Origin of the sequence: Pseudomarimonas salicorniae (assembly GCF_023156535.1) — a bacterium.
GTDB lineage: Bacteria > Pseudomonadota > Gammaproteobacteria > Xanthomonadales > Xanthomonadaceae > Pseudomarimonas > Pseudomarimonas salicorniae.
Genome location: NZ_JALNMH010000012.1, coordinates 22,960 through 48,311, shown reverse-complemented (window position 1 = coordinate 48,311; position 25,352 = coordinate 22,960). Strand labels below are relative to the sequence as shown.

22 protein-coding genes and 1 tRNA gene are annotated in these 25,352 nt (G+C 69.5%); 14 read left to right on the top strand and 9 right to left on the bottom strand.

Going from position 1 to position 25,352, the window contains the following annotated elements:
* Positions 1-120: 120 nt before the first annotated feature.
* The 4 genes from M0G41_RS14305 to M0G41_RS14290 all read left to right on the top strand — a co-directional run bounded on the left by M0G41_RS14305 (position 121) and on the right by M0G41_RS14290 (position 4,983).
* On the top strand, positions 121-369 hold the full coding sequence (locus M0G41_RS14305; protein ID WP_248210500.1) for an AbrB/MazE/SpoVT family DNA-binding domain-containing protein: 249 nt from the start codon (positions 121-123) through the stop codon (positions 367-369).
* 9 nt (positions 370-378) lie between these two features.
* Complete coding sequence (locus tag M0G41_RS14300; RefSeq protein ID WP_248210498.1) at positions 379-786, top strand: type II toxin-antitoxin system VapC family toxin; 408 nt, start codon at positions 379-381, stop codon at positions 784-786.
* Between the two features lie 71 nt (positions 787-857).
* Positions 858-3,449: a bifunctional aconitate hydratase 2/2-methylisocitrate dehydratase gene (gene acnB / locus M0G41_RS14295; protein ID WP_248210497.1), complete on the top strand. Its 2,592-nt coding sequence runs from the start codon at positions 858-860 to the stop codon at positions 3,447-3,449.
* Between the two features lie 679 nt (positions 3,450-4,128).
* Positions 4,129-4,983 (top strand): PA4780 family RIO1-like protein kinase, encoded by an 855-nt coding sequence (locus M0G41_RS14290; protein ID WP_248210496.1) that lies wholly within the window; start codon positions 4,129-4,131, stop codon positions 4,981-4,983.
* A gap of 18 nt (positions 4,984-5,001) precedes the next feature.
* Here M0G41_RS14290 and M0G41_RS14285 read toward each other — a convergent pair whose 3' ends face one another.
* Entirely contained in the window at positions 5,002-5,754 is a 753-nt protein-coding gene (locus M0G41_RS14285; protein WP_248210495.1) for an ABC transporter permease, read from the bottom strand.
* 8 nt (positions 5,755-5,762) lie between these two features.
* Complete coding sequence (locus M0G41_RS14280; protein WP_248210494.1) at positions 5,763-6,695, bottom strand: ABC transporter ATP-binding protein; 933 nt, start codon at positions 6,693-6,695, stop codon at positions 5,763-5,765.
* A 94-nt stretch (positions 6,696-6,789) separates the two neighbouring features.
* Here M0G41_RS14280 and M0G41_RS14275 point away from each other — a divergent pair, with 94 nt between their 5' ends.
* The 4 genes from M0G41_RS14275 (at position 6,790) to M0G41_RS14260 (ending at position 8,671) form a co-directional block, all read left to right on the top strand.
* Positions 6,790-7,281: a DUF2975 domain-containing protein gene (locus tag M0G41_RS14275; RefSeq protein ID WP_248210493.1), complete on the top strand. Its 492-nt coding sequence runs from the start codon at positions 6,790-6,792 to the stop codon at positions 7,279-7,281.
* A complete protein-coding gene (locus M0G41_RS14270) occupies positions 7,281-7,517 on the top strand; it encodes a helix-turn-helix domain-containing protein (RefSeq protein ID WP_248210491.1) in 237 nt (78 codons plus the stop codon). The genes M0G41_RS14275 and M0G41_RS14270 overlap by 1 nt, the downstream gene beginning before the upstream one ends.
* A gap of 223 nt (positions 7,518-7,740) precedes the next feature.
* Positions 7,741-8,310 (top strand): RNA polymerase sigma factor, encoded by a 570-nt coding sequence (locus M0G41_RS14265; RefSeq protein WP_248210489.1) that lies wholly within the window; start codon positions 7,741-7,743, stop codon positions 8,308-8,310.
* Positions 8,297-8,671: a DUF6768 family protein gene (locus M0G41_RS14260; RefSeq protein WP_248210487.1), complete on the top strand. Its 375-nt coding sequence runs from the start codon at positions 8,297-8,299 to the stop codon at positions 8,669-8,671. Before M0G41_RS14265 ends, M0G41_RS14260 begins: the two co-directional genes overlap by 14 nt.
* 857 nt (positions 8,672-9,528) lie before the next feature.
* On the opposite strand, the gene M0G41_RS14255 is transcribed toward M0G41_RS14260, so the two are convergent.
* Both M0G41_RS14255 and M0G41_RS14250 read right to left on the bottom strand, forming a co-directional pair.
* Positions 9,529-10,452: a cyclase family protein gene (locus M0G41_RS14255; RefSeq protein WP_248210485.1), complete on the bottom strand. Its 924-nt coding sequence runs from the start codon at positions 10,450-10,452 to the stop codon at positions 9,529-9,531.
* Positions 10,453-11,362: 910 nt separating this feature from the next.
* Positions 11,363-11,447: transfer RNA gene (locus M0G41_RS14250), tRNA-Leu, on the bottom strand.
* Between the two features lie 258 nt (positions 11,448-11,705).
* Between M0G41_RS14250 and rnr the strand changes: the two genes are divergently transcribed.
* From rnr to M0G41_RS14225, 5 genes are all read left to right on the top strand, one after another.
* On the top strand, positions 11,706-14,132 hold the full coding sequence (gene rnr / locus M0G41_RS14245; RefSeq protein WP_248210484.1) for a ribonuclease R: 2,427 nt from the start codon (positions 11,706-11,708) through the stop codon (positions 14,130-14,132).
* Positions 14,129-14,866 carry a 23S rRNA (guanosine(2251)-2'-O)-methyltransferase RlmB gene (rlmB, locus tag M0G41_RS14240; RefSeq protein WP_248210483.1) on the top strand — a complete coding sequence of 246 codons (738 nt, stop codon included), beginning with the start codon at positions 14,129-14,131 and terminating at the stop codon, positions 14,864-14,866. Before rnr ends, rlmB begins: the two co-directional genes overlap by 4 nt.
* Before the next feature lie 329 nt (positions 14,867-15,195).
* Positions 15,196-15,900, top strand: a complete 705-nt coding sequence (gene bcp, locus M0G41_RS18920; protein WP_425511260.1) for a thioredoxin-dependent thiol peroxidase — start codon at positions 15,196-15,198, stop codon at positions 15,898-15,900.
* 7 nt (positions 15,901-15,907) lie between these two features.
* The gene (locus M0G41_RS14230; RefSeq protein ID WP_248210482.1) at positions 15,908-16,342 is read left to right on the top strand and encodes a DUF3429 domain-containing protein; all 435 of its coding nucleotides are present in this window, start codon (positions 15,908-15,910) and stop codon (positions 16,340-16,342) included.
* 477 nt (positions 16,343-16,819) lie between these two features.
* Entirely contained in the window at positions 16,820-17,635 is an 816-nt protein-coding gene (locus tag M0G41_RS14225) for a methyltransferase, TIGR04325 family (RefSeq protein ID WP_248210481.1), read from the top strand.
* A gap of 510 nt (positions 17,636-18,145) precedes the next feature.
* Here the strand turns inward: M0G41_RS14225 and M0G41_RS14220 are convergent.
* From M0G41_RS14220 to M0G41_RS14210, 3 genes are read right to left on the bottom strand one after another with little or no spacing between them, the layout of a single operon-like run.
* Positions 18,146-20,098, bottom strand: coding sequence for a transglutaminase TgpA family protein (locus tag M0G41_RS14220; protein ID WP_248210480.1), 1,953 nt, complete (start codon positions 20,096-20,098; stop codon positions 18,146-18,148).
* A complete protein-coding gene (locus M0G41_RS14215; RefSeq protein WP_248210479.1) occupies positions 20,095-21,069 on the bottom strand; it encodes a DUF58 domain-containing protein in 975 nt (324 codons plus the stop codon). Before M0G41_RS14215 ends, M0G41_RS14220 begins: the two co-directional genes overlap by 4 nt.
* 4 nt (positions 21,070-21,073) lie before the next feature.
* Positions 21,074-22,015, bottom strand: a complete 942-nt coding sequence (locus M0G41_RS14210) for an AAA family ATPase (RefSeq protein ID WP_248210476.1) — start codon at positions 22,013-22,015, stop codon at positions 21,074-21,076.
* Between the two features lie 32 nt (positions 22,016-22,047).
* Here M0G41_RS14210 and M0G41_RS14205 point away from each other — a divergent pair, with 32 nt between their 5' ends.
* Entirely contained in the window at positions 22,048-23,895 is a 1,848-nt protein-coding gene (locus M0G41_RS14205; protein ID WP_248210475.1) for an ArnT family glycosyltransferase, read from the top strand.
* A gap of 35 nt (positions 23,896-23,930) precedes the next feature.
* Here the strand turns inward: M0G41_RS14205 and M0G41_RS14200 are convergent, their stop codons facing one another.
* Entirely contained in the window at positions 23,931-24,524 is a 594-nt protein-coding gene (locus M0G41_RS14200; protein WP_248210474.1) for a Maf family protein, read from the bottom strand.
* The gene (locus tag M0G41_RS14195) at positions 24,521-24,997 is read right to left on the bottom strand and encodes a hypothetical protein (protein WP_248210473.1); all 477 of its coding nucleotides are present in this window, start codon (positions 24,995-24,997) and stop codon (positions 24,521-24,523) included. Before M0G41_RS14195 ends, M0G41_RS14200 begins: the two co-directional genes overlap by 4 nt.
* Between the last annotated feature and the right edge of the window lie 355 nt (positions 24,998-25,352).

Below are 25,352 nucleotides of genomic sequence, written 5' to 3'. Positions count from 1 at the left end.
ACGGGACACGCATTGTCGCGCGTTTCGTGAACAGGCGAAGTATGTCTCATTGAGTATGAATTTCCCGGTACGTATAATCGAAACGGACTCGCTGTACCGCCGATGCGCTGGAGGATCGCCATGGAAGCCACCGTTGCCGAACGCGGCCAGATCACCCTGCCCAAGGCGGTGCGCGATGCGCTGGGACTGACCAAGGGCACCACGCTAAAGGTCGAGCTCGATGGGGGGCGGATCATCCTGCGCAAGGACGTCAGCGAAGCGCTGCGCAAGGTCCGCGGCAAGTTCAAGCTCGTCGATGGGCTTTCAAGCACCGACGAGGCCATGCGCGCCATCCGCGGCCGTGCGCCGGGCGACCCGGCCGACGTCTGAGCGCCCCGCATGATTGCCCTCGATTCATCCGTGCTGTTCGACATCCTGATCGGCGACCCCGAGCATGCCGAGGCCTCCGAGGTGTGCATCGGCGACGCGCTGGCCCGGGAGGACGTAGTGGTCTGCGATGCCGTCGTCGCCGAGGTCCAGGCCATGCTCGACACTTCGGTCAGTCTGATGGACACGCTCGCCACCCTCGGCATTCGTTTCGAACCGACCCAGGAAGCAGCGGCCATGCGCGCGGGACACATGAACAAGCGGTTCCGTGCGCGCGGCGGACGGCGCGAGCGGGTGGTCGCCGATTTCCTGATCGGCGCCCACGCGATGCTGCAGTGCGACGGCCTGATCACGCGTGATGCCGGCTTCTTCCGCGACTACTTCAAGGGGCTGAAGGTCATCCTGCCCAAGCCTGCCTGAAATCCCCGTGGCCGAGCTTCGCGGCCCGGCCCTGAACCCGATCCAGTACACCGACCATTCCGGAGAACCCCATGTTGGAAGCCTATCGCCACCACGTAGCCGAGCGCGCCGCGCTGGGCATCCCGCCGCTGCCGCTCTCCGCCCAGCAGACCGCCGAGCTGGTCGAGCTGCTGAAGAATCCGCCGGCCGGCGAGGGTGAGTTCCTGCTCGAGCTGCTGACCGAGCGCGTGCCGGCCGGCGTCGATGATGCCGCCAAGGTCAAGGCCTCGTACCTCGCCGCCATCGCCTTCGGCAGCGAGAAGAACGCGCTGATCAGCCGCGAGCGCGCCACCGAGCTGCTCGGCACCATGCTCGGCGGCTACAACGTCGCCCCGCTGGTCCAGCTGCTTGATGACGCCACCCTCGGCGGCGTCGCCGCCAATGCGCTCAAGCACACCCTGCTGGTGTTCGATGCCTTCCACGACGTCGCCGAGAAGGCGCGCTCGGGCAATGCAAACGCCAAGGCCGTGATGCAGAGCTGGGCTGACGCCGAGTGGTTCACCTCGAAGCCGGAAGTTCCGGCCTCGATGACCCTGACCGTATTCAAGGTGCCGGGCGAGACCAATACCGACGATCTGTCGCCGGCGCCGGACGCCACCACCCGCCCGGACATCCCGATGCATGCGCTGGCCATGCTGAAGAACAAGCGCCCCGACGCGCCCTTCGTGCCGGAAGAGGACGGCAAGCGCGGCCCGATCGGCGAGATCCAGAAGCTCAAGGAGAAGGGCCACCTGGTCGCCTATGTCGGCGACGTGGTCGGCACCGGCTCCTCGCGCAAGTCGGCGACCAACAGCGTGCTGTGGTGGACCGGCGAGGACATCCCGTTCATTCCCAACAAGCGCTTCGGCGGCGTCTGCCTCGGCAGCAAGATCGCGCCGATCTTCTACAACACCATGGAGGACGCCGGCGCCCTGCCGATCGAACTCGATGTCTCGAAGATGGAGCACGGCGACGTCGTCGAGCTGCGCCCCTACGACGGCAAGGCGATCAAGAACGGCGAGACCATTGCCGAGTTCCAGGTCAAGTCCGACGTGCTGTTCGACGAGGTGCGCGCCGGCGGCCGCATCCCGCTGATCATCGGCCGCGGCCTTACCGCCAAGGCGCGCGAGGCGCTGGGCCTTGAGCCCTCGACCCTGTTCCGCCTGCCGCAGGCACCGGTCGACAGCGGCCGTGGCTACACCCTGGCGCAGAAGATGGTCGGCCGCGCCTGTGGCCTGCCGGAAGGCAAGGGCATCCGCCCGGGCACCTATTGCGAGCCGAAGATGACCACGGTGGGCTCGCAGGACACCACCGGCCCGATGACCCGCGACGAGCTGAAGGATCTCGCTTGCCTGGGCTTCTCCGCCGACCTCGTGATGCAGAGCTTCTGCCACACCGCGGCCTATCCGAAGCCGGTCGACGTCAAGACGCATCACACCCTGCCCGAGTTCATCTCGACCCGCGGCGGCGTCTCGCTGCGTCCGGGCGACGGCATCATCCACAGCTGGCTCAACCGCATGCTGCTGCCGGACACCGTCGGCACCGGCGGCGACTCGCACACCCGCTTCCCGATCGGCATCTCCTTCCCGGCGGGCTCGGGCCTGGTGGCTTTCGCCGCCGCCACCGGCGTCATGCCGCTGGACATGCCGGAGTCGGTACTGGTGCGCTTCAAGGGCCAGATGCAGCCGGGCGTGACCCTGCGTGACCTCGTGCACGCGATCCCGCTGTACGCCATCAAGCAGGGCCTGCTGACGGTCGAGAAGAAGGGCAAGAAGAACATCTTCTCCGGCCGCATCCTCGAGATCGAGGGCCTGCCGGAGCTGAAGATCGAGCAGGCCTTCGAGCTGGCCGACGCCTCGGCCGAGCGCTCCGCCGCCGGCTGCACCGTGCGCCTGGACCAGGCCCCGATCATCGAGTACCTCAACAGCAACATCACCCTGCTGAAGTGGATGATCGCCCAGGGCTACAAGGACGCCCGCACCCTGCAGCGCCGCATCGACAAGATGCAGGAGTGGCTGGCCAACCCGAGCCTCATGCAGCCGGACGCGGACGCCGAGTACGCCGCGGTGATCGAGATCGACCTCAACGAGATCGTCGAGCCGATCGTCTGCTGTCCGAACGATCCGGACGATGCCAAGACCCTGTCCGACGTTGCCGGCGACAAGATCGACGAGGTCTTCATCGGCTCGTGCATGACCAACATCGGCCACTTCCGTGCCGCGGCCAAGCTGCTCGAGGGCAAGCGCGACATCCCGACCCGCCTGTGGGTCGCGCCGCCGACCAAGATGGACCAGTCCGAGCTGACCAAGGAAGGCGTCTACGGCACCTTCGGCGCCGCCGGCGCGCGCATGGAGATGCCGGGTTGCTCGCTGTGCATGGGCAACCAGGCGCAGATCCGCGAGGGCGCCACGGCGATGTCGACCTCGACCCGAAACTTCCCCAACCGTCTGGGCCGCAACACCAACGTGTACCTGGGCTCGGCGGAACTGGCGGCGATCTGCTCGCGTCTTGGCCGCATCCCGACCCGCGAGGAGTACATGGCGGACATCGGCGTGATCAATGCCAAGGGCGCCGAGATCTACCGCTACATGAACTTCGACCAGATCGAGGAGTACAAGACCCCCACCGAGGGCGCCGCGGCTTAACGCGTCGTTTCAAGAAGTTGATTCCCAAGCCCGGCCCCGTGCCGGGCTTGGTGTCTGTGGAGGGCGCGATTGCGCAGCCGGTTTGAGTGCTCGGTAGCGCCAACCTCCAGGCTCGGGCTAAGCGAGCCAGAGGCGCAAACGGGTCGTCGGCCACCGCCCCCGAACGGACAGGCTCTTCGTAGGAGCGGACTTGGCCGCGACCGCGGAGACTCGCTCGGGCCGCGGTCTGTGGTGAACACGCCACGCTGCGGTCGCGCCCATGTGCGCTCCAGCTGGCTCCCGGTAAAAGGAGTGTGGTCGAAGGCGAGGGGATGTAGACGCGCAAGAATGGCGCGAAGTGCGCATTCGAACTGTCCCATCAAAGGGGCCGGTTTTCTGTGGGAGCGCCCATGGCGCGACCGCAGCGCTACAGATAGACCTCATACCGCGGCCAGAGCGAACCTCCGCGGTCGCGCCCAAGGACGCTCCCACAGTCGGGCTTCGTTGGGCGTCAGCGAAGCCCTATAGGGAGCGTCTTGGACGCACCCATACGGGCGGTCGGGCGGTATGCCCGGTGCGGCCAGCCGCACCCTATGAATGTCTTTTTCGCGCCCAAAACATCCACCCCTGCCTTGCCCCGCCCGGGTTTGCTGGCACACTACGCGCCCCGCGCGGGTCCCCGCGCCTGTCCCGGCATCGCGTGAAGACCCCCGAACCCCTGCAGGCCCTGATCGAAGACGGCCTGATCGATGAAGTGCTGCGCCCGCTCAAGAGCGGCAAGGAAGCCTCGGTCTACGTGGTGCGCGCAGGAGACGAAGTGCGCTGCGCCAAGGTCTACAAGGACATGGCACAGCGCAGCTTCAAGCAGCGCGTGCAGTACGAGGAAGGGCGCAAGCTGCGCGGCAGCCGCGAATCGCGGGCGGTGGGCCGGGCCAGCAAGTACGGCCGGCGCCAGCAGGAAGCGGCCTGGAAGAACACCGAGGTCGATGCCCTCTATCAGCTGCGCGATGCCGGCCTTCGCGTGCCGCAGCCGCATGGCTACTTCCACGGCGTGCTGGTGATGGAGCTGGTCACCGATGCGGAGGGTTTCAGCGCGCCGCGCCTTGGCGAGGTCGAGCTGGACGCCGACCAGGCGCGCGCCTTCCACGCCATCCTGCTCCGGCAGGTGATCGGCATGCTCTGCTGCGGCCTGATCCACGGTGACCTCTCGCCCTACAACGTGCTGGTCGGCCCCGAGGGCCCGGTGATCATCGACTTCCCCCAGGTGGTCAGCGCGGCCGGCAACAACGCCGCGCGGCGCATGCTGCTGCGTGACGTCAATGCGCTCACCGCCTTCCTCGGCCGCTCGGCGCCCGAGCTGCTCGACACCTGGTACGCCGAGGAGATCTGGGAGCTGTTCGAGCGCGGCGAGCTGCGGCCGGATACCGAACTTGCCGGCGACTGGCGACCCGATGAGCGCGAGGTCGACCTCGACAGCGTGCGCGAGGCGATCAACGACGCCCGCGAGGTTGCCCTGATCCGCCAGCAGGGTCGCGAAGAGGCCGAGGCCGACTGATCGCGCCCGGTACTCCGGCTACAGCGTCTCTCGCCGGCCGAGCCGCCAGGGCATCAGCACACAGCCGACGAGGCCTCCGGCCAGGCCGATCAGCAGGGCGAGGTCGGCGCGGGCGGGATCGGTCGCCAGCTGGTTGACCGGAATCTGCCAGGGCAGCACCACACCGACTTTCGCCGAGGTGGCGACCACGGCGAAGAAGGTTCCGGCGATGCCCAGCGCCAGCCCGGGCACGAAGCTGGCGTAGCGCAGGGCCACCCACAGCTGCACCACCACCAGCAGGCAGGCCGACAGCGCGATGCGGCCGAGCAGCTGCAGGTAGGCCGGGTAATCCAGCGGCCCGCTGGGCGCCGCTTCAGGATGGATCGCCGACGCCGCCATCAGGGCCAGCGGCGTCGCCAGCGCCAGCAGCGCGCTCATGCCCAGCAGCAGGCCCAGCACGCAGGCCAGCTTGGCCGCATACAGCTGCCAGCCGGGCAGGGGCAGGGCGCGCAGATGCTCCCAGCTGCGCGGGCCGTGGTCGGCGTGGGCGACCAGGGCGGTCAACGCGGTCAGGCTCATCGGCAGCATGAAGAAGGCCCAGATCGCTGCCGAGCTCATCAGCGCCATCGACCAGGGCATCGGCGCGTGCAGCCGCAGCAGGTTGAAGAACAGGAACACCGCGACCAGGCCGGGCGCCACCGCCGCCAGCACCAGGGCCAGCGAGCGGCGCAGCTTCATCACCTCGACTAGGACCACGCCCGAGAAGCGCACGGCAGGGGGATGCAGGGACATGGGCGGCCTCAGGCGGCGGGGGAGGGGGCGGCGTCGGCGCCGGCCAGGTGATACAGCGATTCCAGGCTGCGCGGCCGCGGCACCAGGGCGTGCACGCGCAGGCCGGCAGCGCAGAGCGCCTGGTTCAGCGCCGCCGCGGCCTGCTCGATGCCCTCGCCGGCGGCCAGTCGGGCCAGCAGACCCTCGGGGCCGGCTTCGACCTCGAAGCCATGCTGCCGCGCGATGGCCAGGGCGGCATCGGGGGCGTCTGTCCCGACCAGCAGTTCCGCCGGCAGGCCGGCCTTCAGCGCATCGAGCCGGCCCTGGCTGACCAGGCGCCCGGCGCAGAGGATTCCGACGTGGCTGGCGGTCTGCTCGATCTCACCGAGCAGATGGCTGGACAGCAACACGGTGGCGCCGCTGCGTCCCGGCAGGTCGCGCAGGAAGCCGCGCAGCTCGGCGATGCCTTCCGGATCGAGCCCATTGCTGGGTTCGTCGAGGATCAGCACCGAGGGCTCGCCGAGCAGAGCGCGGGCAAGTCCCAGCCGTTGGCGCATTCCAAGAGAGTACTCGGCAACCCGTCGTCCGGCCGCGGCACGCAGTTCGACCAGCTCCAGCACGCGATCGATCTCGCCGCGGGGAAGGGCGAGCAGGCGGCGGGTCAGGTCGAGGTTCTCGCGACCGCTGAGGTGGGGATACAGCCCCTGCGCCTCGAGCAGGGCGCCTACCCGGCGCGCCGCCGCCGGCCGGTCGCGGACCACGTCGATGCCGCAGATCCGCGCGCGGCCCGCGGTCGGTCGCAGCAGGCCGAGCAGCAGGCGGATCGTGGTCGTCTTGCCAGCGCCGTTGCGGCCCAGAAAGCCGTAGACGCTGCCGGTCGGCACCTGCAGGTCGACCTGGTCGACGGCCAGCCGCTCGCCGAAGCGGCGGGACAGGCCTTCGGTTTCGATGGCGAGGGTCATCGGCGAGGTCCGGACTTTAAGTAAGAGCTAAAACTACCCTGACGAAGAAATTTAAGTCAAGATTAAAACTGACGCGCCGCCCAACGAGGCCCCGATGAACGCCGAACGCCGTTTTCGCGCCCAGTGCCGCTGGCTCCGCCGGGCCACCCTGGTCGTTTTCGTCGGCCTTGCCCTGCTCCATGGTCTGGGCATGGTCGGCCTGCCGCTGCTGTTTCCTGCCGGCGCGGTCAGCGAGCCCGGCGATCGGCTGATCCGCCACGCGATCAGCGCCCTGCCGGGGCTCGGCTATCTGTGGGCGCTGTGGGCGGTGCAGCAGGCCCTCGGCCAGCTCGCCGACGGGGCGTTGTTCCAGCAGACCGTGGCCCGCGCCATGCGGCAGATGGGCGCGGGCGTGCTGACCGGCGCCCTGCTCAGCGTGTTCGTGGTGATCAACCTCGCCCGCTGGGCCAGCGGTGGCGGGGGCAGCTATCTCTACTTCGACCTCTCCGCCATCGTCCTCGGCGTGGTCGGCGCCGCCCTGATCATGCTGGCCCGGGTGGTCGACCAGGCCCGCGCACTGCAGTCCGAGCTGGACGAGATCCTCTGATGCCGATCCGGGTGACCCTCGATGCCATGCTGGCCCGACGCGGCATGACCGCGCGCGAACTCGCCGCCGGCGTCGGCCTCAGCGAGACCCAGCTCTCCCTGTTCCGCAGCGGCAAGGTCCGCGGCATCCGCTTCCGCACCCTGGCGAAACTGTGTGCGGTGCTGGAGTGCGCGCCGGGCGAGCTGTTGGGCTATGAGCATGATGAATCGGACCTCGCGGAAACGGACGGCGACTGACGCGTCGTGGGGTGTCCGGAGCCTCCTTGGTGTAGGAGCCAGCTTGCTGGCGATTGCTGGCTGATAGCTGCAATTCGCCAGCAAGCTGGCTCCTACGGTGAATCCCGCCGGGGGCGATGTCGGCCTGCGACATCTGGGTGCCCGCGAACCCATGCGCCCGATTGAACCGATTGCCCGCTCGTCGGCACCTTCACAATGAGGATCGACTTCGGCAGGGACGGACATGCAGCGCGACGCAGGGCGCATCTACGACGAATACCTGGTCAGCGCCGCTCGCAGCGGTGATCGCGCTGCCTGGGAACGGCTGGTCCAGCGCTGGCAACCGCGGCTGCTGCGCCATGCGCTGCGCCTGAGCGACGGCGCCGACAGCGCCCGCGACAGCACCCAGGAGGCATGGATCGAGATTTTCCGCGGCCTGCATCGACTGGATGACGTGGTGGCCTTCCCGGCCTGGGCCCTTCGCATCGTCACCCGGCGCTGCCAGCGTGCCTGGCGCAGACAGGACGGGGCAGCCGAGGAATCCTTCGACGAGCGCCACGAGCTGCCCTTGCCCGAGCAGGACAGCGCCGAGTTCGCCGTCGATCTGCAGACGGCGCTGGATGCGCTTCGGCAGCTACCGCCCTCGCAGCGCGCGACGCTCGCGCTGTATCACCTCGATCACCTGAGCGTGGCGGAGATCGCCATTGCACTTGACGTTCCACCGGGCACGGTCAAGACCCGGCTGATGCACGCGCGGCGCAAGCTGCGCGCAATGCTCGACCCCGAGCAAGGAGCCCACCATGGACAAGCATGACGACATCATCCGCAGCGCCCTCGACGCCGAAGACCGCGCCCTGCTCGCCGCCCACGCCGAACCCGGCTACTTCGCCCAGGCCATCGGCCTGTTCCGCGGACGCCTCGGCTGGACGATCTGGATCTCCTACCTCGGCGGCCTGCTCGCCTTCGCCGGCTCGATGTACGGCCTGTGGCAGGTCTGGCACCTCGAAGACCCCGCGGCCATGCTGCGCTGGGGCGTGCTCAGCGTCCTGCTGTTCCAGTTCTCCAGCGTCGCCAAGGGCTACCTAGCCAACCACCTCGAGGCCAACCGCACCCTGCGCGAGATCAAGCGCGTGGAGCTGCAGATCGCCCTGCTCCGGGAGCCTGCCAAGGACTGAGGCCCTCGAGCCCGGGGTCGACCTCGGTCGACCCCGGTCGATCCAGCGAAACGTTACCTTCGCAATGTAGGAGGGGGCTCGCCCCCGACCGCGGCGCCGCGCATTCACCCCAGACCGCGGCAGCCCGCAACGCCGCGGTCGCGGGCAAGCCCACTCCCACAGTCGGGTCTCGTTGGGGCGGTGGTGGCTCGGCCCGGCCCGGGCCGGCATACCAGCAGGCAGTTCCCGCGATCCGTCACCCGGCGAGCTTCTTGTAGGAGCGGACACGGCCGCGACCGCAGAGCCTCACATTCACCCCAGACGGGGGCAGATCCCAAACACCGCGGTCGCGCCCATGTGCGCTCCTACAGTCGGGCTTCGTTGTGGCGGTGATGGCGAAGCCCGGCTAGGCGGCCCTTGGGCTCCCACAGTCGGGCTTCGTCGTGGCGGTGATGCCGACACGCGGTTCGGCTGCCCACCAGGCAGTATCCGCGGTTCGTCTGCCGGCGAGCTTCTCGTAGGAGCGGACACGGCCGCGACCGCAGAGCCCCGCATTCGCCCCAGACCATGGCCGATCCCAGGCGCCACGGTCGCGGGCAAGCCCACTCACACAGTCGGGCTTCGTCGGAGCGGTGATGGCCGGGCCCGAGCCGGCATCCCAGCAGGCAGTTTCCGCGGTTCGTGAGCCGGCGAGCTCTTGGTAGGAGCGGACATGGCCGCGACCGCAGAGCCCCGCATTCACCCCAGACCGCGGAAGCTCCGAACCGCCACGGTCGCCGGCAAGCCCGCTCCTACAGTCGGGTTTCGACGCATCACCTCGATCGGATCGAAGCCCGGCAGCGGGCCGACCCCCTCCCCGAAAGTCGCGAGCCCGCAACCTACGGCTCCCGCATCACCCGCGCATGCGCCCGCACCGGAAACGTGCCCATTCCGCGCACCTTGGGCGGCACCGCTGAAAACCGGAATCCGGAAACCGGCAGCGCCGACAGCCCGGTCATATGCTCGACAATCGGAATGCCGGCGCCGAGCAGCACCGTATGCACCGGGCGCGTGCGGCCGCGGGTGTCGTCGATATTGTGCGAATCGATCCCCACCAGCGCCGCACCGGCATCGCGCAGGAACTCCGCGGCCTTTTCGGTCAGGAACGGATGGCCCTCGAAATAGGCATCGGTCCCCCAGTGCCGGTCCCAGCCGGTATGCACCAGCACCGCATGGCCGCGGCAGTCGAAGGGCGCGAAGTGCTGCCAGTCGATCGCCGGCCCTTCGCTGCCCTCGACCCGCACCAGCAGCCCCGGCAGGTCGGCTGCGCGGGCCAGCGGCAGGCCGGCCAGGTCATGGCCATCGGCGAACCGGTGGAACGGCGTGTCGATGTAGGTGCCGGTGTTCGAGACCATGTCGATCCGCCCGATCTGGAACTCCGTCCCCGCCTCATAGAACGCCCGCGAGTCCTCGCGCGACAGGTAGTCGCAGATCAGCGGCGCCGGCAGTCCCTTGTAGGTGATCGTCCCGTGCTCGATCGTGTGGCTGAGGTCGAACAGCCGCGATGCCTCGTCCGCCCCGCACTCGACCGCATCGCCCGCGGGAGCTACGCCCGAACCCTTGTGCCGCTCGACAATCACCCGCCGGTTGAGGATCCGCACCTCGCCCACCATCAGCAGCCGGAGCTCGCGAACCAGCCGCTCCGCCAGCGCCGCATCCCCGATGTCCTCGCCGTCGAGATCCAGACGGAAGTCCTGCCCCTGCAGCCCGCCGCCGTTGGAAAAGCGGATATCGAAGTCGAAGCAGATGCGGTGGTCGGGCATGGCAGGGTAGGGATCGCATGGGGAACGCTTCGGCAGTCTAGCCGCGCGTTGCCCCGGCGATCGGACAGGTCGCCACGAAATCGGGACAAGCAAAGCGCGCATAGGATGCGCCGTGGTGCAAACCGCCATCCATCTGACGTTCGCCACGCCAGTTGACCGCCTTTGCCAGCAACTCTGACCACGCCCGGCTGTTCGACTGGCCACGACCGGCAGTGGTGTGACCGGCCGGAACCGGCCAGGAGTGTGCGTAGCGGAAGGTGAACTCCGGGCGCGAAGTTCGCATTCGCCCCGGTCCCGCTGTAGGAGCCAGCTTGCTGGCGATAGGCGCCACGGACGGAACGATCGCCAGCAAGCTGGCTCCTACACGCAACGTCGCTGCCAGGTCCGGTTTGCGCGCCAAAGCAGGCCTTGCCGCAGTCAGATTGTGGGAGTGCCCTCGGGCGCGACCGCAGCGCTATTGATTCACCACAGACCGCGGCCAGAGCGGAACTCCGCGGTCGCGCCCAAGGGCACTCCCACAGAATATCGGCCCATTTGATGAACCGTGGCGAATGCGAACTTCGCGCCCAAAGTACACATCGCCGAACGCACGTTCTGGGTCGGTATCAGCCGGTCAGAAGACTGCCGGAAGTGGGCAAACGGCATGCCTATCGCGGTCAGAACGGCTGGCGACGCTGGTCATCCAGGCTGGCAAACCCCGGTCACATCGCGGGCAATACGCACCGTGGCACATCGGAATCGATGGCGTTGCGACTTGGCGGAGGCGCTGGTTGCGGGTGGGCTTCCACGGGTCTTGCCCGGAGCCCGAGCCGGGATCGGCGCGAAGAGTCCAGCCAACAAAAAACCCGCGACAAGGCGCGGGTTTCTTGGCTGCCGTCCGGATCGCGTTGCGCGTCGGCGGTCTTTCGATTGGTGCCCAGGAGAGGACTCGAACCTCCACGGTTTTACCCGCTAGTACCTGAAACTAGTGCGTCTACCAATTCCGCCACCTGGGCAGGTGGGTCCGCGTGGCGCCGTGCGCCAGCGAGCCGCGAAGATTAAAGAGCGTCGAATCGGTTGTCAATCATCCGGGTTGCCACTAGTCGGGTCAGCGTCGGTTGCTCGGGGCGGGTGGGGCCGGGAAGGGCCTTGGGCCACGGTTTCAAGCTGTCAGGGGCATGAACGGGGGACGGCCGCGGGCCAGCATTCATTGCGATTGCCGGCGGTGGCGTCCACCATGCCGCAAGAACGCGAAGAACAAACGAGAAGACCTGATGCCCAAGAAGAAATCCTCCCTGCCGCCCTGGATGCCCGACAGCCTGAAGCAGCGCCTCGACGAGCCCCCCAAGGGGGGAGGACGCGGCGACGCCGGTCGTGACAAGGGCGAGGGCAAGGGCCCGGGCCGGGGGCCGAAGCGCGGCAAGCAGGGCACGGCCAGCTCGGGCGCCAGCCGTGGTGGCAAGCGAAAGGGCACCGACCCCTACGCCCAGCGCGAGGCGGCGCGCTACGAGAATCCGATCACCAGCCGCGAGGCGATCCTGCAGTTCCTCAAGGACTATGGCGAGCCGCTGGAGGCCGACCGCATTGCCCATGCGCTCGGGCTGCGCGCCGAGGACCGCTTCGAGGCGCTGAGCCGGCGGCTGGCGGCGATGGTCCGCGACGGCCAGCTGCTGATGAACCGGCGAGGCGCCTATGCCCCGGCCGAGGCGCTGGCGCTGATCCCGGGCGTGGTGATCGCCAATGCCGATGGCTATGGCTTCCTCAAGCCGGACGCCGGCGGCGACGACCTGTTCCTGCCGCCGGCGCAGATGCGCGAGGTGATGCACGGCGACCACGTGCTCTGCTCGGTCACCGGCATCGATGCCCGGGGCCGCCGCGAGGGCGCCGTGGTCGAGGTGCTGGAGCGGCGCACCTCGCGCCTGGTCGGGCGCTTCGAGGAGCGCGACGGAGTGGGGCTGGTGCTGCCCGACGACCGCCGTCAGAACCAGGACATCGTGATCCCCCGCGACGCCCGCGGCGACGCGCGTCACGGGCAGATCGTGGTGGCCGAGATCACCACGCCGCCGACCCGCGGCCGGCCGCCGTTCGGCAAGGTGCTGACCGTGCTCGGCGACGCGCTGACGCCCTCGCTGGTGGTCGAGATGGCGATCAATGGCCACGGCATCCCGCACGAGTGGCCGCGCGAGGCGCTGGACGAGGCCAACGAGGTCTCGCTGGAGGTGCTGCCCGCCGACATCGAGGACCGCGTCGACCTGCGCGGACTGCCCCTCGTCACCATCGACGGCGAGACCGCCAAGGACTTCGACGACGCGGTCTACTGCGAGCCGCACCGCAGCGGATTCCGGCTGGTGGTGGCGATTGCCGACGTCTCCCACTACGTTCGCCCCGGCACCGCGCTGGACGACGAGGCAAGCAAGCGGGCGACCTCGGTGTACTTCCCCGGCTTCGTGGTGCCGATGCTGCCGGAGACCCTGTCCAACGGCATCTGCTCGCTGAACCCGAAGGTCGACCGGCTGTGCTTCGTCTGCGACATGATCGTCGACCACGAGGGCGTGGTCACCCGCTCGAAGTTCTACGAGGCGGTGATGCGCTCCCACGCCCGGCTGACCTATACCAAGGTCTGGGCGGCGATCGGCGAGAACGATGCCGAGGTGCGCGCCGAGCTGGGCGACCTGCTTCCGCATGTCGAGCGCTTGCATCAGCTGTTCGGTCTGCTGTCCAAGCAGCGCCGGGCGCGTGGCGCGATCGAGTTCGAGAGCGAGGAGATCGACTTCCGGCTCGGTCCGGACGGCGAGGTGGTGCAGGCCCAGGCCACCGAGCGCAATGACGCCCACAAGCTGATCGAGGAGTGCATGATCGCCGCCAATGTCGAGGCGGCGCGCTACCTGTTGCGCAAGAAGATTCCCGCGGCCTTCCGCGTGCACGACCGCCCGCCGGAGTCGAAGTTCGCCGACCTGCAGGCCTTCCTCTCCGAATTCGGCCTGCGCCTGCCGGCCTGGGAAAAGGTCACCCCGAAGGACTTCACCACCCTGCTGCGCAAGGTGCGCAAGCGCCCCGATGCCCTGCTGCTGGAGCAGGTGCTGCTGCGCTCGCAGGCGCTGGCGGTCTATCAGCCGGAGAACATCGGCCACTTCGGCCTGGCGCTGGAGGCCTACGCCCACTTCACCTCGCCGATCCGCCGCTACCCCGACCTGCTGGTGCACCGGGCGATCAAGCACGCCCTGCGCGGCGGCAAGGCCGCGGACTTCGTCTATGCCGCGCACGAGATGGCGGCGCTGGCCCTGCACTGCAGCGAGTGCGGCCGACGCGCCGACGAGGCCGAGCGCGAGGTCGACGAGCGCTACCGCTGCGCCTGGATGGAACGGCATGTCGGGGCGGAGTTCGCCGGTGTCATCTCCGGGGTGCAGAGCTTCGGCCTGTTCGTCGAGCTGACCGAGTCGCGGATCAGCGGCCTGGTCCACGTCACCCAGCTGCCGAACGACTACTACCGCTTCGATCCGCAGCGCAAGCTGATGGAGGGTGACCGCAATGGCCTCGTGCTGCGCCTGGGAGACCCGGTGCGCATCCTGGTCCTGCGCGCCTCGCTGGAGGAGCGCAAGATCGACTTCCGCCTGACCGAGCACAACGGCGTGCCGATGCTCGGCGGGGGGCGGCCGCCCCCCGACCGTCGTGGGCCCAAGCACAAGGGCGGGCGGCGATGAGCGAACAGTGGATCGTCGGCATCAATGCGGTCAGCGAGGCGCTTAAGTACGACGCCAGGAACCTGGCCGAGGTGCTGATCGAGCAGCGGGCCAAGAACCCGCGGCTTGCCGAGATTGCCACGGCGGCCAAGGCCGCCGGCGTCGCCGTGCGCCAGGCCGCGCCCGATGCGCTGGCGCGTGCCGCCGGCGGGGCTCGCCACCAGGGCGTAGTGGCCCAGGTGGCCATGACCCGCAACCTCGGCGAGGGCGATCTCGATGAGCTGCTCGGGCGCTGCGAGAAGCCGCTGCTGCTGATCCTCGACGGCGTGCAGGATCCGCACAACCTCGGCGCCTGCCTGCGCTCGGCCGAGGCCGCTGGCGTCGACGCGGTGATCGTCCCGCGTGACCGCGCCGTCGGCATCACCCCGGTGGTGCGCAAGATCGCCTCCGGCGCCGCCGACCGCGTCCCGCTGATCCGGGTGACCAATCTCGCCCGCACCATGAAGACCCTGCAAGAGGCCGGCGTCTGGATCGTCGGCCTTGCCGGTGAGGCCGAGCAGTCGCTGTACCAGGTCGACCTCTCCGGCCCCATCGCCATCGCCATGGGCGGCGAAGGAGACGGCCTGCGCCGGCTCTCGCGCGAGCACTGCGACTACCTGGCCAAGATCCCGATGCGTGGGCAGGTCGAGAGCCTCAATGTCTCTGTCGCCACCGGCGTCGCCGTGTTCGAGGCCCTGCGCCAGCGCGGAGGGTAGGCAACCGCTCCCGTCGCTGCGCGGCGTCGCGGCAGGTAGTTCGGGCTTCGATACCTCAGCCCGAACGGGTGAGCTGGTGGTCCAGCCCAGCGCGCGCCGTGCCCGGTCGCGGTCAGCGCTCCCGCCACTCCCGCGGGTCGCGGCCGCACGCGACGGTCTCCTCCCTTTGCGCACGCGCAGGGGGCGGAGGGGGCGGCGGGGAGAGGCGACGCCGGGGCGCGCCGTCGTTCCGAAAAGCACTGAAGCCATCGCCGACGCGGGCGCGCGCTTGACTGCCCATGCACGCGCAATTGCGGGATACTCCGGGGCCGTCCACCGGAGACCCGCGCATGCTTACCGTCGGCGACAAGGCCCCCGCGTTTGCCCTGCAGGATGACCAGGGAAAAACGCGTCGTTCCAGCGAACTTAAGGGCAAGCCCTACGTGCTGTTCTTCTATCCCAAGGACAATACGCCCGGTTGCACCACCGAAGCCTGCAGCTTCCGCGATCACCGCGCCGCTTTCGACAAGGCGGGTATCGCCGTATTCGGCGTCTCGGCCGACAGCAGCGCCTCGCATGCCAAGTTCGTCGCCAAGTACGGTCTCAACCTCCCGCTGCTGGCCGACCCCGAGCACAAGCTGCTCGAGGCCTATGGCGTCTGGACCGAGAAGAGCCTGTACGGGCGCAAGTTCATGGGCATCGTGCGCAGCACCTTCGCGGTGGGGGCCGACGGTCGGGTCAGCCATGCCTGGCCCAAGGTCAAGCCGGCCGGTCATGCCGAGGAAGTGCTGGCCGCCCTGAGCGGCAAGCCGGCCAAGGCCGAGGCCAAGCCCACGGCGACCAGGTCCAGGGCCGCGAGCGGATCGGCCACCAAGGCCCCCGCGAAGAAGACCGCCGGTTCGGCATCGGCGAGCAAGGCCGTAGCCAAGAAGTCGCCGAGCAAGAAGGCGCCGGTCAAGCAGCCGCCGGCCAGGAAGGCACCGGCGAAGAAGGCACCGGCCCGGAAGGCCCCGGCGAAAAAGGCGGCCGTGAAGTCGGCGCCGGGCAAGCGCTGAGTTCGCGGTGAACCCGGCTACGACATCGATGCAGCGGGCGGTGCCCTGGCTGACCCTGGCCGGGGCACTGCCTTTTGCCGCCTGCGTGCTGGCTGCCCTGCTCTGGCCGCAGCGCGGCGGCATGGCGCTCAATCTGTTCATCGCCTACGGCGCCCTGATCCTGAGCTTTATCGGCGGCACGAGATGGGGCGCGGCACTGCTCTCGGGCGCCGGGCCCTGGCGCTTCGTCGAGGCCGTGCTGCCCAGCCTGCTTGGCCTTGCCGCACTGGCCACCCACTTCCGCCCCTCGATCGCGCTCGGCCTGCTGGCCGGCGGATTCCTGGTCTGGTGGTGGCTGGACCGCGCCGACCCCCGCTGGCCCCCCGCCTACCGCACCTTGCGCGGCGTCGTGACCTCGATCGTGGTGCTGCTGCACCTCAGCTGGTGGGTGCTGCCGCGCTGAGCGGCCGAGGCGCCCGGACACCATTCGCGAAGAGGATTCCGACCACAAGGGGCGGTTTGCGGCGGCGCCCGGCGTCGATCCCACCGCCGGCACGCCAAGGTGGCGAAGCGGCGTAGGGCCCGGGAAACGCACGTTCGTCCGGCTCCGCATGTCCCGTGCGGGGGAACGGTGCTGCGACGTCAGCAGTGGTGCTACAGGCCGTGCGCGCCTCTCGCCTGCGTCAAGGCGGCAAGCGTCGACTCAGCCCGTGCCTTGCCGGGAACCCGGCGCCGGTCCCTTGATCAAGGTAGGGCATCGCCGCCTGAGGGTAGGCCTCGTGTCCAGTTGCACCTACCATACGCGCCCGAGGCGACGTCCAAGACCGCCTCACGGCGGCCGGCCTTTCGGCACCTGCCCACCCCCACACCTGGCCGATCAAGGCCTTCACGTTCAACCAGGAGAAGGCCAGCATCCGGTGGCCTGGCAGCGAGGGAATGCATGTACGTTAGTCGTTGGTCGTCGCGGATCGGTCGCCTGCTCGACCGCCTGCCGCCGTTTTCCTGGATCAATCGCGCGCTCTACAAGCGTGCGTTCGCGCGCAACCGCCACGAGAACCTGTTTCTCGGCGTCTATGGCAGCTTCGCCGAGGCGGCCGCGGCGGCCCCGCAGGTCAAGCCGGTGGGCTATGACAACGAGGGCTCGGTGGCCCTCTACGGCGACGAGCTGCGCCCGCGCGATTACCCGGCGGTGTTCTGGATCGACCGGCTGGTCGCCGCGGGTGCGCGTCGGGTCTTCGACCTCGGCGGTTACACCGGGATCAAGCACTACGGTTTTTCGCGCCTGATCGACTACCCGGAGGACCTGGTGTGGACGGTCGGCGACGTGCCGGCGGTGGTCGAGGAGGGGCGTCGTGTTGCCGAGGCGCGCGGCCTCGAGTCGAGGCTGAAGTTCACCACCGACATGGCCGACATGGTGACCGCCGACCTGCTGTTCGCCTCGGGCAGCGTGCAGTTCCTCGAGGAGTCGCCGGGCGCGATCCTGCAGCGGACCGGTGCGCGTCCGCGCTGGATCGTGCTGAATACCTCGGCCATCCACCCGAAGCTCAGCTACATCACCCTCAACAGCATCGGCACGGCCTTCTGTCCCTACCGCGTGCAATCGCGGGACTCGCTGGTGGCCGAGCTCGAGGCGCTGGGTTATCGATTGGTGGATGAATGGCGCAACCCGGGCAAGGGCATCACCGTGCCCTTCCACCGCGAGTGCGACCTTGAGGAGTACCGCGGATTCTGCTTCGAGCGCGCGAACGCCGGCTAGAAACCTGTTCTTTCACGCCCCGATCCTGCACGAAGGGTGTCATGAGCGCCCGCTTCGAAGCAGGACGGTGGCGAGGGCGCGGATGAATCCGCCGCCGACGTGAGAGAAGGAGCGCCGAGCCGATCATCCGGTGTCGTGCTGGTGAGCCACGACGCGGCCGGGCAGATTCGAAAGCAGGGGCTACTCAGGCTTGGGCGCAAGGCACCGGTTCCGGCCCCGGTTCGGGCGCAGAGCGGACGTTCGCCACCGCCCCGGATCGGGCGGGCTCTTCGTAGGAGCGGACATGGCCGCGATCGCGGAGATTCGCTCTGGCCGCGGTCGGTGGAGAATACGCCGCGCCGCGGTCGCGCCCATGTGCGCTACGGTCGGGCTTCGTTGGGCGTCAGCGAAGCCCCATAGGGTGCGTCCTGGACGCACCGATACGGGCGTTCGGACGGTACGCCCGGTGCGGCCAGCCGCACCCTATGAATGTCTTCTTTATGAATGTCTGCTTCGCGCCCGGATTGATCCTTACCGCTCCCGTCTGACACGGGCGCGGCGCAGGTCGGCGAGGAGGGTCTTTTCCGCCTCAGCGCGGCGGGGTGGGGCATAGGCCCACGTGCTGTAGCGCTGGCAGAGCCGCTGCAGCTCTGGTTGCGCGGACAGAAGCCCGGCGGTTTCCCCCGGCGACATGTGTACGGCGACCGGATAGCCGGCGCGGCGCAGTCGCGCACGCAGCCGGTGCCAGGCGCGATCGATCGGGTGCTCGCCATCCGGCGGCCGGCGCAGCAACAGGACCAGGGTGGCGGTCAGCGCGAGGCCTGCCGCGATCACCAGCGCGATGCCGAGCTGCCCCCAGTCGGCCTTGTCGATGCCGAAGGGGCGCAGCAGCTGCTGCTGGCGGGCGGCGCCGAAACCGAGCACCCAGTCGTTCCAGCCGCGCCGCAGCCAGTCGACGGCGTTCAGCAGCGGGGCGCCGGCCTCGCGCCAGGCGGTCTCCTCGCGAAGCGCCTGGGTGCCCTGTTCGATGCGTTCGGGGGAGACGGCATTGGTCGGGTCGACACGCAGCCATCCGCGCCCCTCGATCCAGATCTCGGACCAGGCATGGGCATCCGACTGGCGGACGATCAGGTAGTTGCCGATCGGGTTGACGAAGCCGCCCTGGTAGCCGGTCACCACCCGGGCCGGGATGCCCGCTGCGCGCATCAGCACGGTGAAGGCTGAACTGAAATGTTCGCAATAGCCGCGGCGCGTTTCGAAGAGGAAGTCGTCGACGCTGTCGCGACCCAGGAGCGGTGGTTCCAGGGTGTAGGTGAATTCCTCGCTGAACCAGCGCAGCGCTGCCTGGGCAATCGCCTCGGCGCTGCCGTGCTGCTCACGCCATTGGCGGGCCAGCGCGACCGCGCGCGGATTGAAGCCATCCGGCAGATGGCTCAAGCCGCGCTGCAGCGTTCGCATCATCACCGGTTCGAAGCGGTAGTCGAGGGTTGACCGGTAGGTTTCGCGGCGCAGGCTGCTCAGGGGCCGTTCGACGCGCAGGGCCCGGCCATGGTCGAAGCGGGCGTCGGGCGGCGCCGCCTGCGCCAGGTCAAGGGCGAACAGGTAGCGGCGGTCGGTGGGCTCCTGTTCGACCGTGTAGTTCACCACCGACTCGCCCTCAACGACCGGGGCCGGCCCGACGTTGGCGATGTAGCCCCGGGTCCAGCGCCGCCCGTCGAAGCTGCTCAGCACCGGGCCGCGGAAGTAGCGCTGCGGCGAGGGCGGGATCTCGCCCTCGAAGTTCACCCGCATGACCGGGGTGTCGTCGACGAAAAGGCTGGAGATGTCGCCCGGGCTCATGTCCTCCGCCAGACCGGTGCGACTTGCCTCGGTGTTCTGCGGCAGCCCCCACAGCGGCTGGGCGAGGCGCGGAAAGAGGAAGAACCCGGCCATGGCCAGCGGAAGCGAGCAGGCCAGCATCCATCCGGCCGTGCGCAGCCTGCGCCGCGGGCGCTCGTCCTCGACCAGGGCGCCCTGTCCGCCGGGGCACTCCTCGGCGGACAGGCGTGCCAGCGTTGCCACCGAGAGCAGGCCGGAGAACAGCGCGAGCAGCAGGGTGACCGGGCCCTGGTCCTGCAGGAAGGCCGCCATCAGCGCGAACAGGCCGAAGACCGCGCAGCTGCGCGCATCGCGCAGGGTACTGGTCTCCATCAGCTTCATGCCGAGCATGACGGCAAGAAGGGCCGAGCCGGCGTCGCGGCCAAAGGCGCCGACCGCGGTGATCTGGAATAGCCAGACCACCGCCGCCAGGGCCAGGAAGGTCAGCAGGACCCGGAGGGCGCGTGGGAGCAGGCGCCCGCCGAGTGCGCAGGTGCCGCCCAATACGAAGCAGACCAGCAGCGGGCCCTGCACGCCGGGCGGCATGACCAGGCCAAGCGGGAGCACCGCACTCGCCGCGGTGAGGACGATCCAGCGGCGCGCGCCGGGGGTCAGGGAGGCGCTCATGCCGGCAGCAGCGCCAGCTCGCGCAGGCAGCGATGGCGATGCAGCGGACCGCGGTCGGGGCCGATCTGTCGACCCGGCAGGCGCAGCTCGCTGCGCAGACCCTGCCGCTCGGCCTCGAGCAGCCAGCGGGTCAGACGTGCGATGCGCTGCTCGGCGCCGAGGCCAGCCAGCGTATGCCAGTCGAGTACGGCGTCGCGCCCGCCGGGGGTGTCGAACTCACGGACCAGCAGCCGCCCGGCCTGGGCACTGCGTTTCCAGGCCACCGTGCGCAGGGCATCGCCGCGCCGGTAGTCGCGCAGTCCGTGGATCTCCTCATCCGGACCGCGCCGGCGCTGGGGCGCGCCATTCCGGCTGGGCTTGGGCAGGGGTGGGGCGTGGGCCTCCGGCCGGGGGTAGACCAGCACCCGCGCCTGCGGATGCAGCCAGCTCCAGACCACGAACAGGCCGAGCGGCCGGCGCGTGCGAAGGCTGAGGCGCCCGACGCTCAGCCAACCTCTATGTTCAGCGGGTACGGTCAGGGTCACCACGGACTCGCCTTCGCTCGGCATGCTGAAGAAGCTGGACTGCGCGCCGCGCACCAGCTCGATGCCATGCCGCGGGCGCGATTCGGCGGCATCGAAGTGACACTGCAGCTGCAGCGTCTCGCCGGCGTGCACCGGCTCGGCGTGGACGGCGACCAGACGCAGACCGCGCAGGGCGAGGTAGCCCTGCAGCAGGCTGGTGTGGGCGGTCGAGGCGAGCAGGAAGGCGAGGATCAGGGCCGGGTTGTTGTCGTAGTTCAGCGCGCCCAGCCCCATCAGGGCGAGCAGGCCGCCCAGCGCGACGCCGAAGGCGGTGGGCAGGACGTAGAGCCTGCGCCGATGGAGCAGGATCGGCAGGGCCTCGGGCTGCTTCAGCCGGGTCAGGGCGGGCAATCGCCGTTCGGCGATGGCCAGCGCTCTCGCCCGCAGACGGCCGATGCGTTCGCGCATTGCGCTAGCTCACCGGTACCGCCCGCAGGATGGCGCGGGCCACGTCCTCGGCGCCCGGTCCCTCGGCGTCGACGCCGAGCCGGTGCGCGGCGACCTCGACAAAGGCTTCCTGCAGCAGCTCGGGCACCACGTGATCCTGACCACGCAGCACGGCCAGCGCCTTGCCCACGCGGAGCAGGGCGAGGCCTGCACGCGGTGACAGGCCGACGCGCACGCCCTGATGACGCCGGCTCTCGGCGAGCAGGGCCTGCAGGTAGGCGATCAGGCGTTCGCTGGCGTGGACCCCGAGCGCGGCCTCGCGCAGGGCCAGCACCTCGGCGGCGTCGAGCAGCGGGGTGGCGCGCGCGATCAGCCGCTGGCGCGTCTCGCCGGCCAGCATGTCGCGCTCGGCCGCAGCGTCGGGGTAACCGAGGACGATCCGCATCAGGAACCGGTCGAGCTGCGAGTCGGGCAGGGGGAAGGTGCCGGCAAGATCGACCGGGTTCTGGGTGGCGATGACGAAGAAGGGCGAGGGCAGCTCATGGCTCGAGCCGTCGACCGTCACCTGCTGTTCGGCCATGGCTTCGAGCAGGGCGCTCTGGGTGCGCGGCGGCGCGCGGTTGATCTCGTCGGCCAGCAGCAGCTGGGTGAACACCGGGCCGGGATGGAAGGCGAAGCGCCGGGCCTCCTGGTCGAAGATGGATACGCCGAGGATGTCGGAAGGCAGCAGGTCGGCGGTGAACTGCATGCGCTGGAAGTCGAGGCCGAGCGTCGCCGCCAGCGAGCGGGCAAGGGTGGTCTTGCCAAGGCCTGGGAGATCCTCAATCAGCAGGTGTCCCCCGGCCAGCAGGCAGGCAAAGGCCAGCTCCACCTGGCGCGCCTTGCCCAGGACCAGCGCGTTCACCTGGGCGATCGCCCGCTGCAGGGACTCGCGGCGCTGGTCGGTTAGGATCGCGGCGTCGGACATCGGCGAAGCTTCCTGCGCAGAAGGAGTTGGCAGTGTACCCAGCCACGGGTGAGGGCGGGATTCGCGGTCTGCCGCCCACGGCCATTGCGGTGCTGGCGCTGCAGGCGCTGAAACTGCTGTTGGCCTGGCAGCTGCCGCTGTTCGGCGACGAGGCCTTCTACTGGCTGGAATCCCGTCATCCGGCGCCGGCCTACGACGACGTGCCCGGCCTGACGCCCTGGCTGATCGCCCTGTCGACCGCGCTGCTTGGAGATGCCGCGATGGCGATCCGCCTGCCCGGCCTGCTCATGTCCTGGGCCACGCTGTGGCTGCTCTACCGGGTCGCCGTGCGCGAGGCCGGGCCGGAGACCGGATGGCGCGTGCTGCTGCTGGCCTCGCTGCCGCCGATGATGGGGTTGTCTGGGGTGATGATGCTGCCCGACGTTGGCATCAACCTCGCCGTGCTGCTCTGCCTGTATGGCGCCGGGCTTGCCCTGCGCGGGGATCGATTCGGGCCGCTCTGGCTGGCCGGCGGCCTGCTGCTCGGCACGCTCGCCCATTACCGGTTCGTGTTGCCACTGGCTGCGGCCGCTCTCGCCGTGCTGGCGCTGCCCGGCCTGCGCGGCCTGCTGCACGGGCGCGTGCTCGCATCGGCCTGCCTTGGCCTGGCGCTCGGACTTGCGCCCGTGCTCTGGCAGATGCTGGCCGGCGATGGCCAGACCCTGCGCTTCCAGTTCGCCGAGCGTCACGCCTTCGACTTCCAGCCACATCTGCTGGCCGACCCCCTGTTGCAGGCGGTCGTGGTCAGTCCTCTGCTCTACGCCCTGCTGCTCTGGGCGGGCTGGCGCTCTCGCCGGGCCACGCCGACGGTTGCGGTGTTTGGCGCCTGGGGCATTGCACTGCTCGTGCTGATCTGGCTGATCGGCCCGTGGGCGGACAGCCAGCGCAGCCGACTGCACTGGCCTGCGCCGGCCTACCTCGCCCTGGCCTTGCCGCTGGGCCTTGCCTGGACGTCGCTGGGCGCCCGTCTGCGCGCTTGGACGCTGGGGCTGGGCGCGCTGGTGTGCACGCTCGGTGCCGTCTACCTGACGGTGGTGTCCTTTGCCGCCTCCAGCCTGGCCGGCAGCCGTCTCTACCCGGACAACTTCGTTGGCGCGGGCGAGCTCGCCGCCGCACTGGCGCCGCGGCTGGAACAGCTGCCGCCCGGCGCACCGCTGGCGGTCGACCATTTCCTGCTCGCCGCCCAGCTGGAGCAGCGCTACGCCGCAGAGGGCTCGCCGCGGCCGGTCTTTGTGCTGGACCATCCGCACAATTTCAAGCACGGCAGGCAGCGCGAGCTCTCCCGGATGGGCCGCGATGCCCGGGCGCTGGACGCGGTGGGTGCCAGCGATGGCCTGGTGGTGATCGAACCGGCTGCGCTGACCCTGCGTGATCGCCCCGCCTGGCTGTGGACGTTCTGCCTCCGACATCCCCATGCGCGCTGGAGCGATGAGCTGTGGTCGGATCGCGGTGACCAGCGTCTTGCGCTGTTTCGACTGCAGGCGGGTACGCCGGGCCGCTGCGAGCCGCCGGTGGTCGGCTATATCGATCTGGTGGAAGGGGCCCGCGTTCGGCCGGGGCAGACCATAGGCGGCTGGGCCATCGCTGGCGGCAGCGGCGTCAGTGGCCTTCGCCTGCGGGTGTCGGGCGCAGCGCCGAGCGTGCCGGAGTGGCCCATGTCGCTGCCTTCGTTGGCCGGGATCCTCGGCGAGACCGGCGACCCCTCCATGCCCGACGTGGGCTGGCAGCTGCGGCTGCCGGACAGCCTGCCCCACGGCCGCTTCTGGCTGCAGCTGGAGGCGCGCACCGACAGTCGCGACTGGCATCCGGTGATCGCGACTCCGGTGGAGCGGTCGGATTAGTCCGGCGAGGCGGGAAAGGCCCCCGACACCGGCGCTCAGGGAAGCTCGACGCCGGCGCGCCGAAGCAGCTTGCACAGCGCGATCAGCGGCAGGCCGACCAGGGCGGTCGGGTCCTCGCTGTCGAGTCCCTCGAAGAGGCAGATCCCCAGCCCTTCGCACTTGAAGCTGCCGGCGCAGTCGAACGGCTGCTCGGCCTCCACATAGCGGGCAATCGCTTCGGCCTCGAGTGTGCGAAAGCGCACCCGCGTGGTGTCCATGGCCGCGAACTCCAGGCCGCCGGGGCCGAGCAGGCAGACCGCGGTGTGGAACTCGACCGGTCGCCCCGAGCACTGCATCAGCTGCTCGATGGCCCGGTCCCGCCCGCCGGGCTTGCCCAGCGCGCGACCGCCGAGGCTGGCTGCCTGGTCGGAGCCGATCACCAGCGCCTCGGGATGACGTGATGCGACCTCCGCGGCTTTGGCCCGGGCCAGTCGCGCCACCATCGATTCCACGGTTTCATTCGCCTGCTGGGCCTCCTCCACCTGCGGCCGCTCGCAGCGGAACGGCAATCGAAGACGCTGCAGCAGCTCGCGGCGATAGGAGGAGGTTGAGGCGAGGATCAGCGGAGGATGCTGCGGCGCTTCGTTCATGGCTCGTGGCGGCGCAGCGACGAAGGCTCACGGGCCTCCTGCTCCTCGACGGCGCGGGCCGCCTCCTCGAGCTCGGCCCCGGCGCCCTCCAGCTGTTCAAGGCGCTGGGCGATCTGGTTGTGCGATCTTTGCAAAGCCGCCACCGCGCGCTGCAGCTCGTGCAGCGATGCAGAGTCGGCATTCTTGGCGATCCACAGCCGGTGCTCAAGTACGTTGCGCAGGCCCTGCTGCACAGGACCGTCCGCCTCGAGGGACGCCTGGGCGACCGCCCCGATGTCCGGGGCCACCCGGCCAACCACGGCGCGCATGTCGGTCATCCGCTTGCGGGCCTGATGAAGCACTTCCTCCAGCGCATCCGCGTTGTCCAGCAGGCGGCGCAGCTCGTTGTGCCGGCGCCGGTCGCGCCAGGCCTGCAGTCCGAGCACGATGCAGGCGATCGTGAGCAGTCCGGTGATGATCAGCAGGGTAGTCACGGTGGGCGTCTCGGTCGGTCCAGCCTTCGAAGTCTGCTACAGCGTGGGGGCGGGGTAAACCTGAGGGGGCCGGTAGGGCCGACGGGCGCATTCGGGCGCTTGTTTGCCGTTCGCCGCGGCCTCGGATGGGCAGGCTTTTCGTAGGAGCGGACATGGCCGCGACCGCGGAGGTTCGTCCTGGCCTCGGTCTGTGGAGAACACGCCACGCCGCGGCCGCGCCCATGTGAGCTCCTACAGTCGGGCTTCGTTGGGCGTCAGCGAAGCCCCATAGGGTGCGCCTTGGGCGCACCGATACGGGCGTTCGGACGCTACGCCCGGTGCGGCCAGCCGCACCCTATGAACGTCTGCTTTTCGC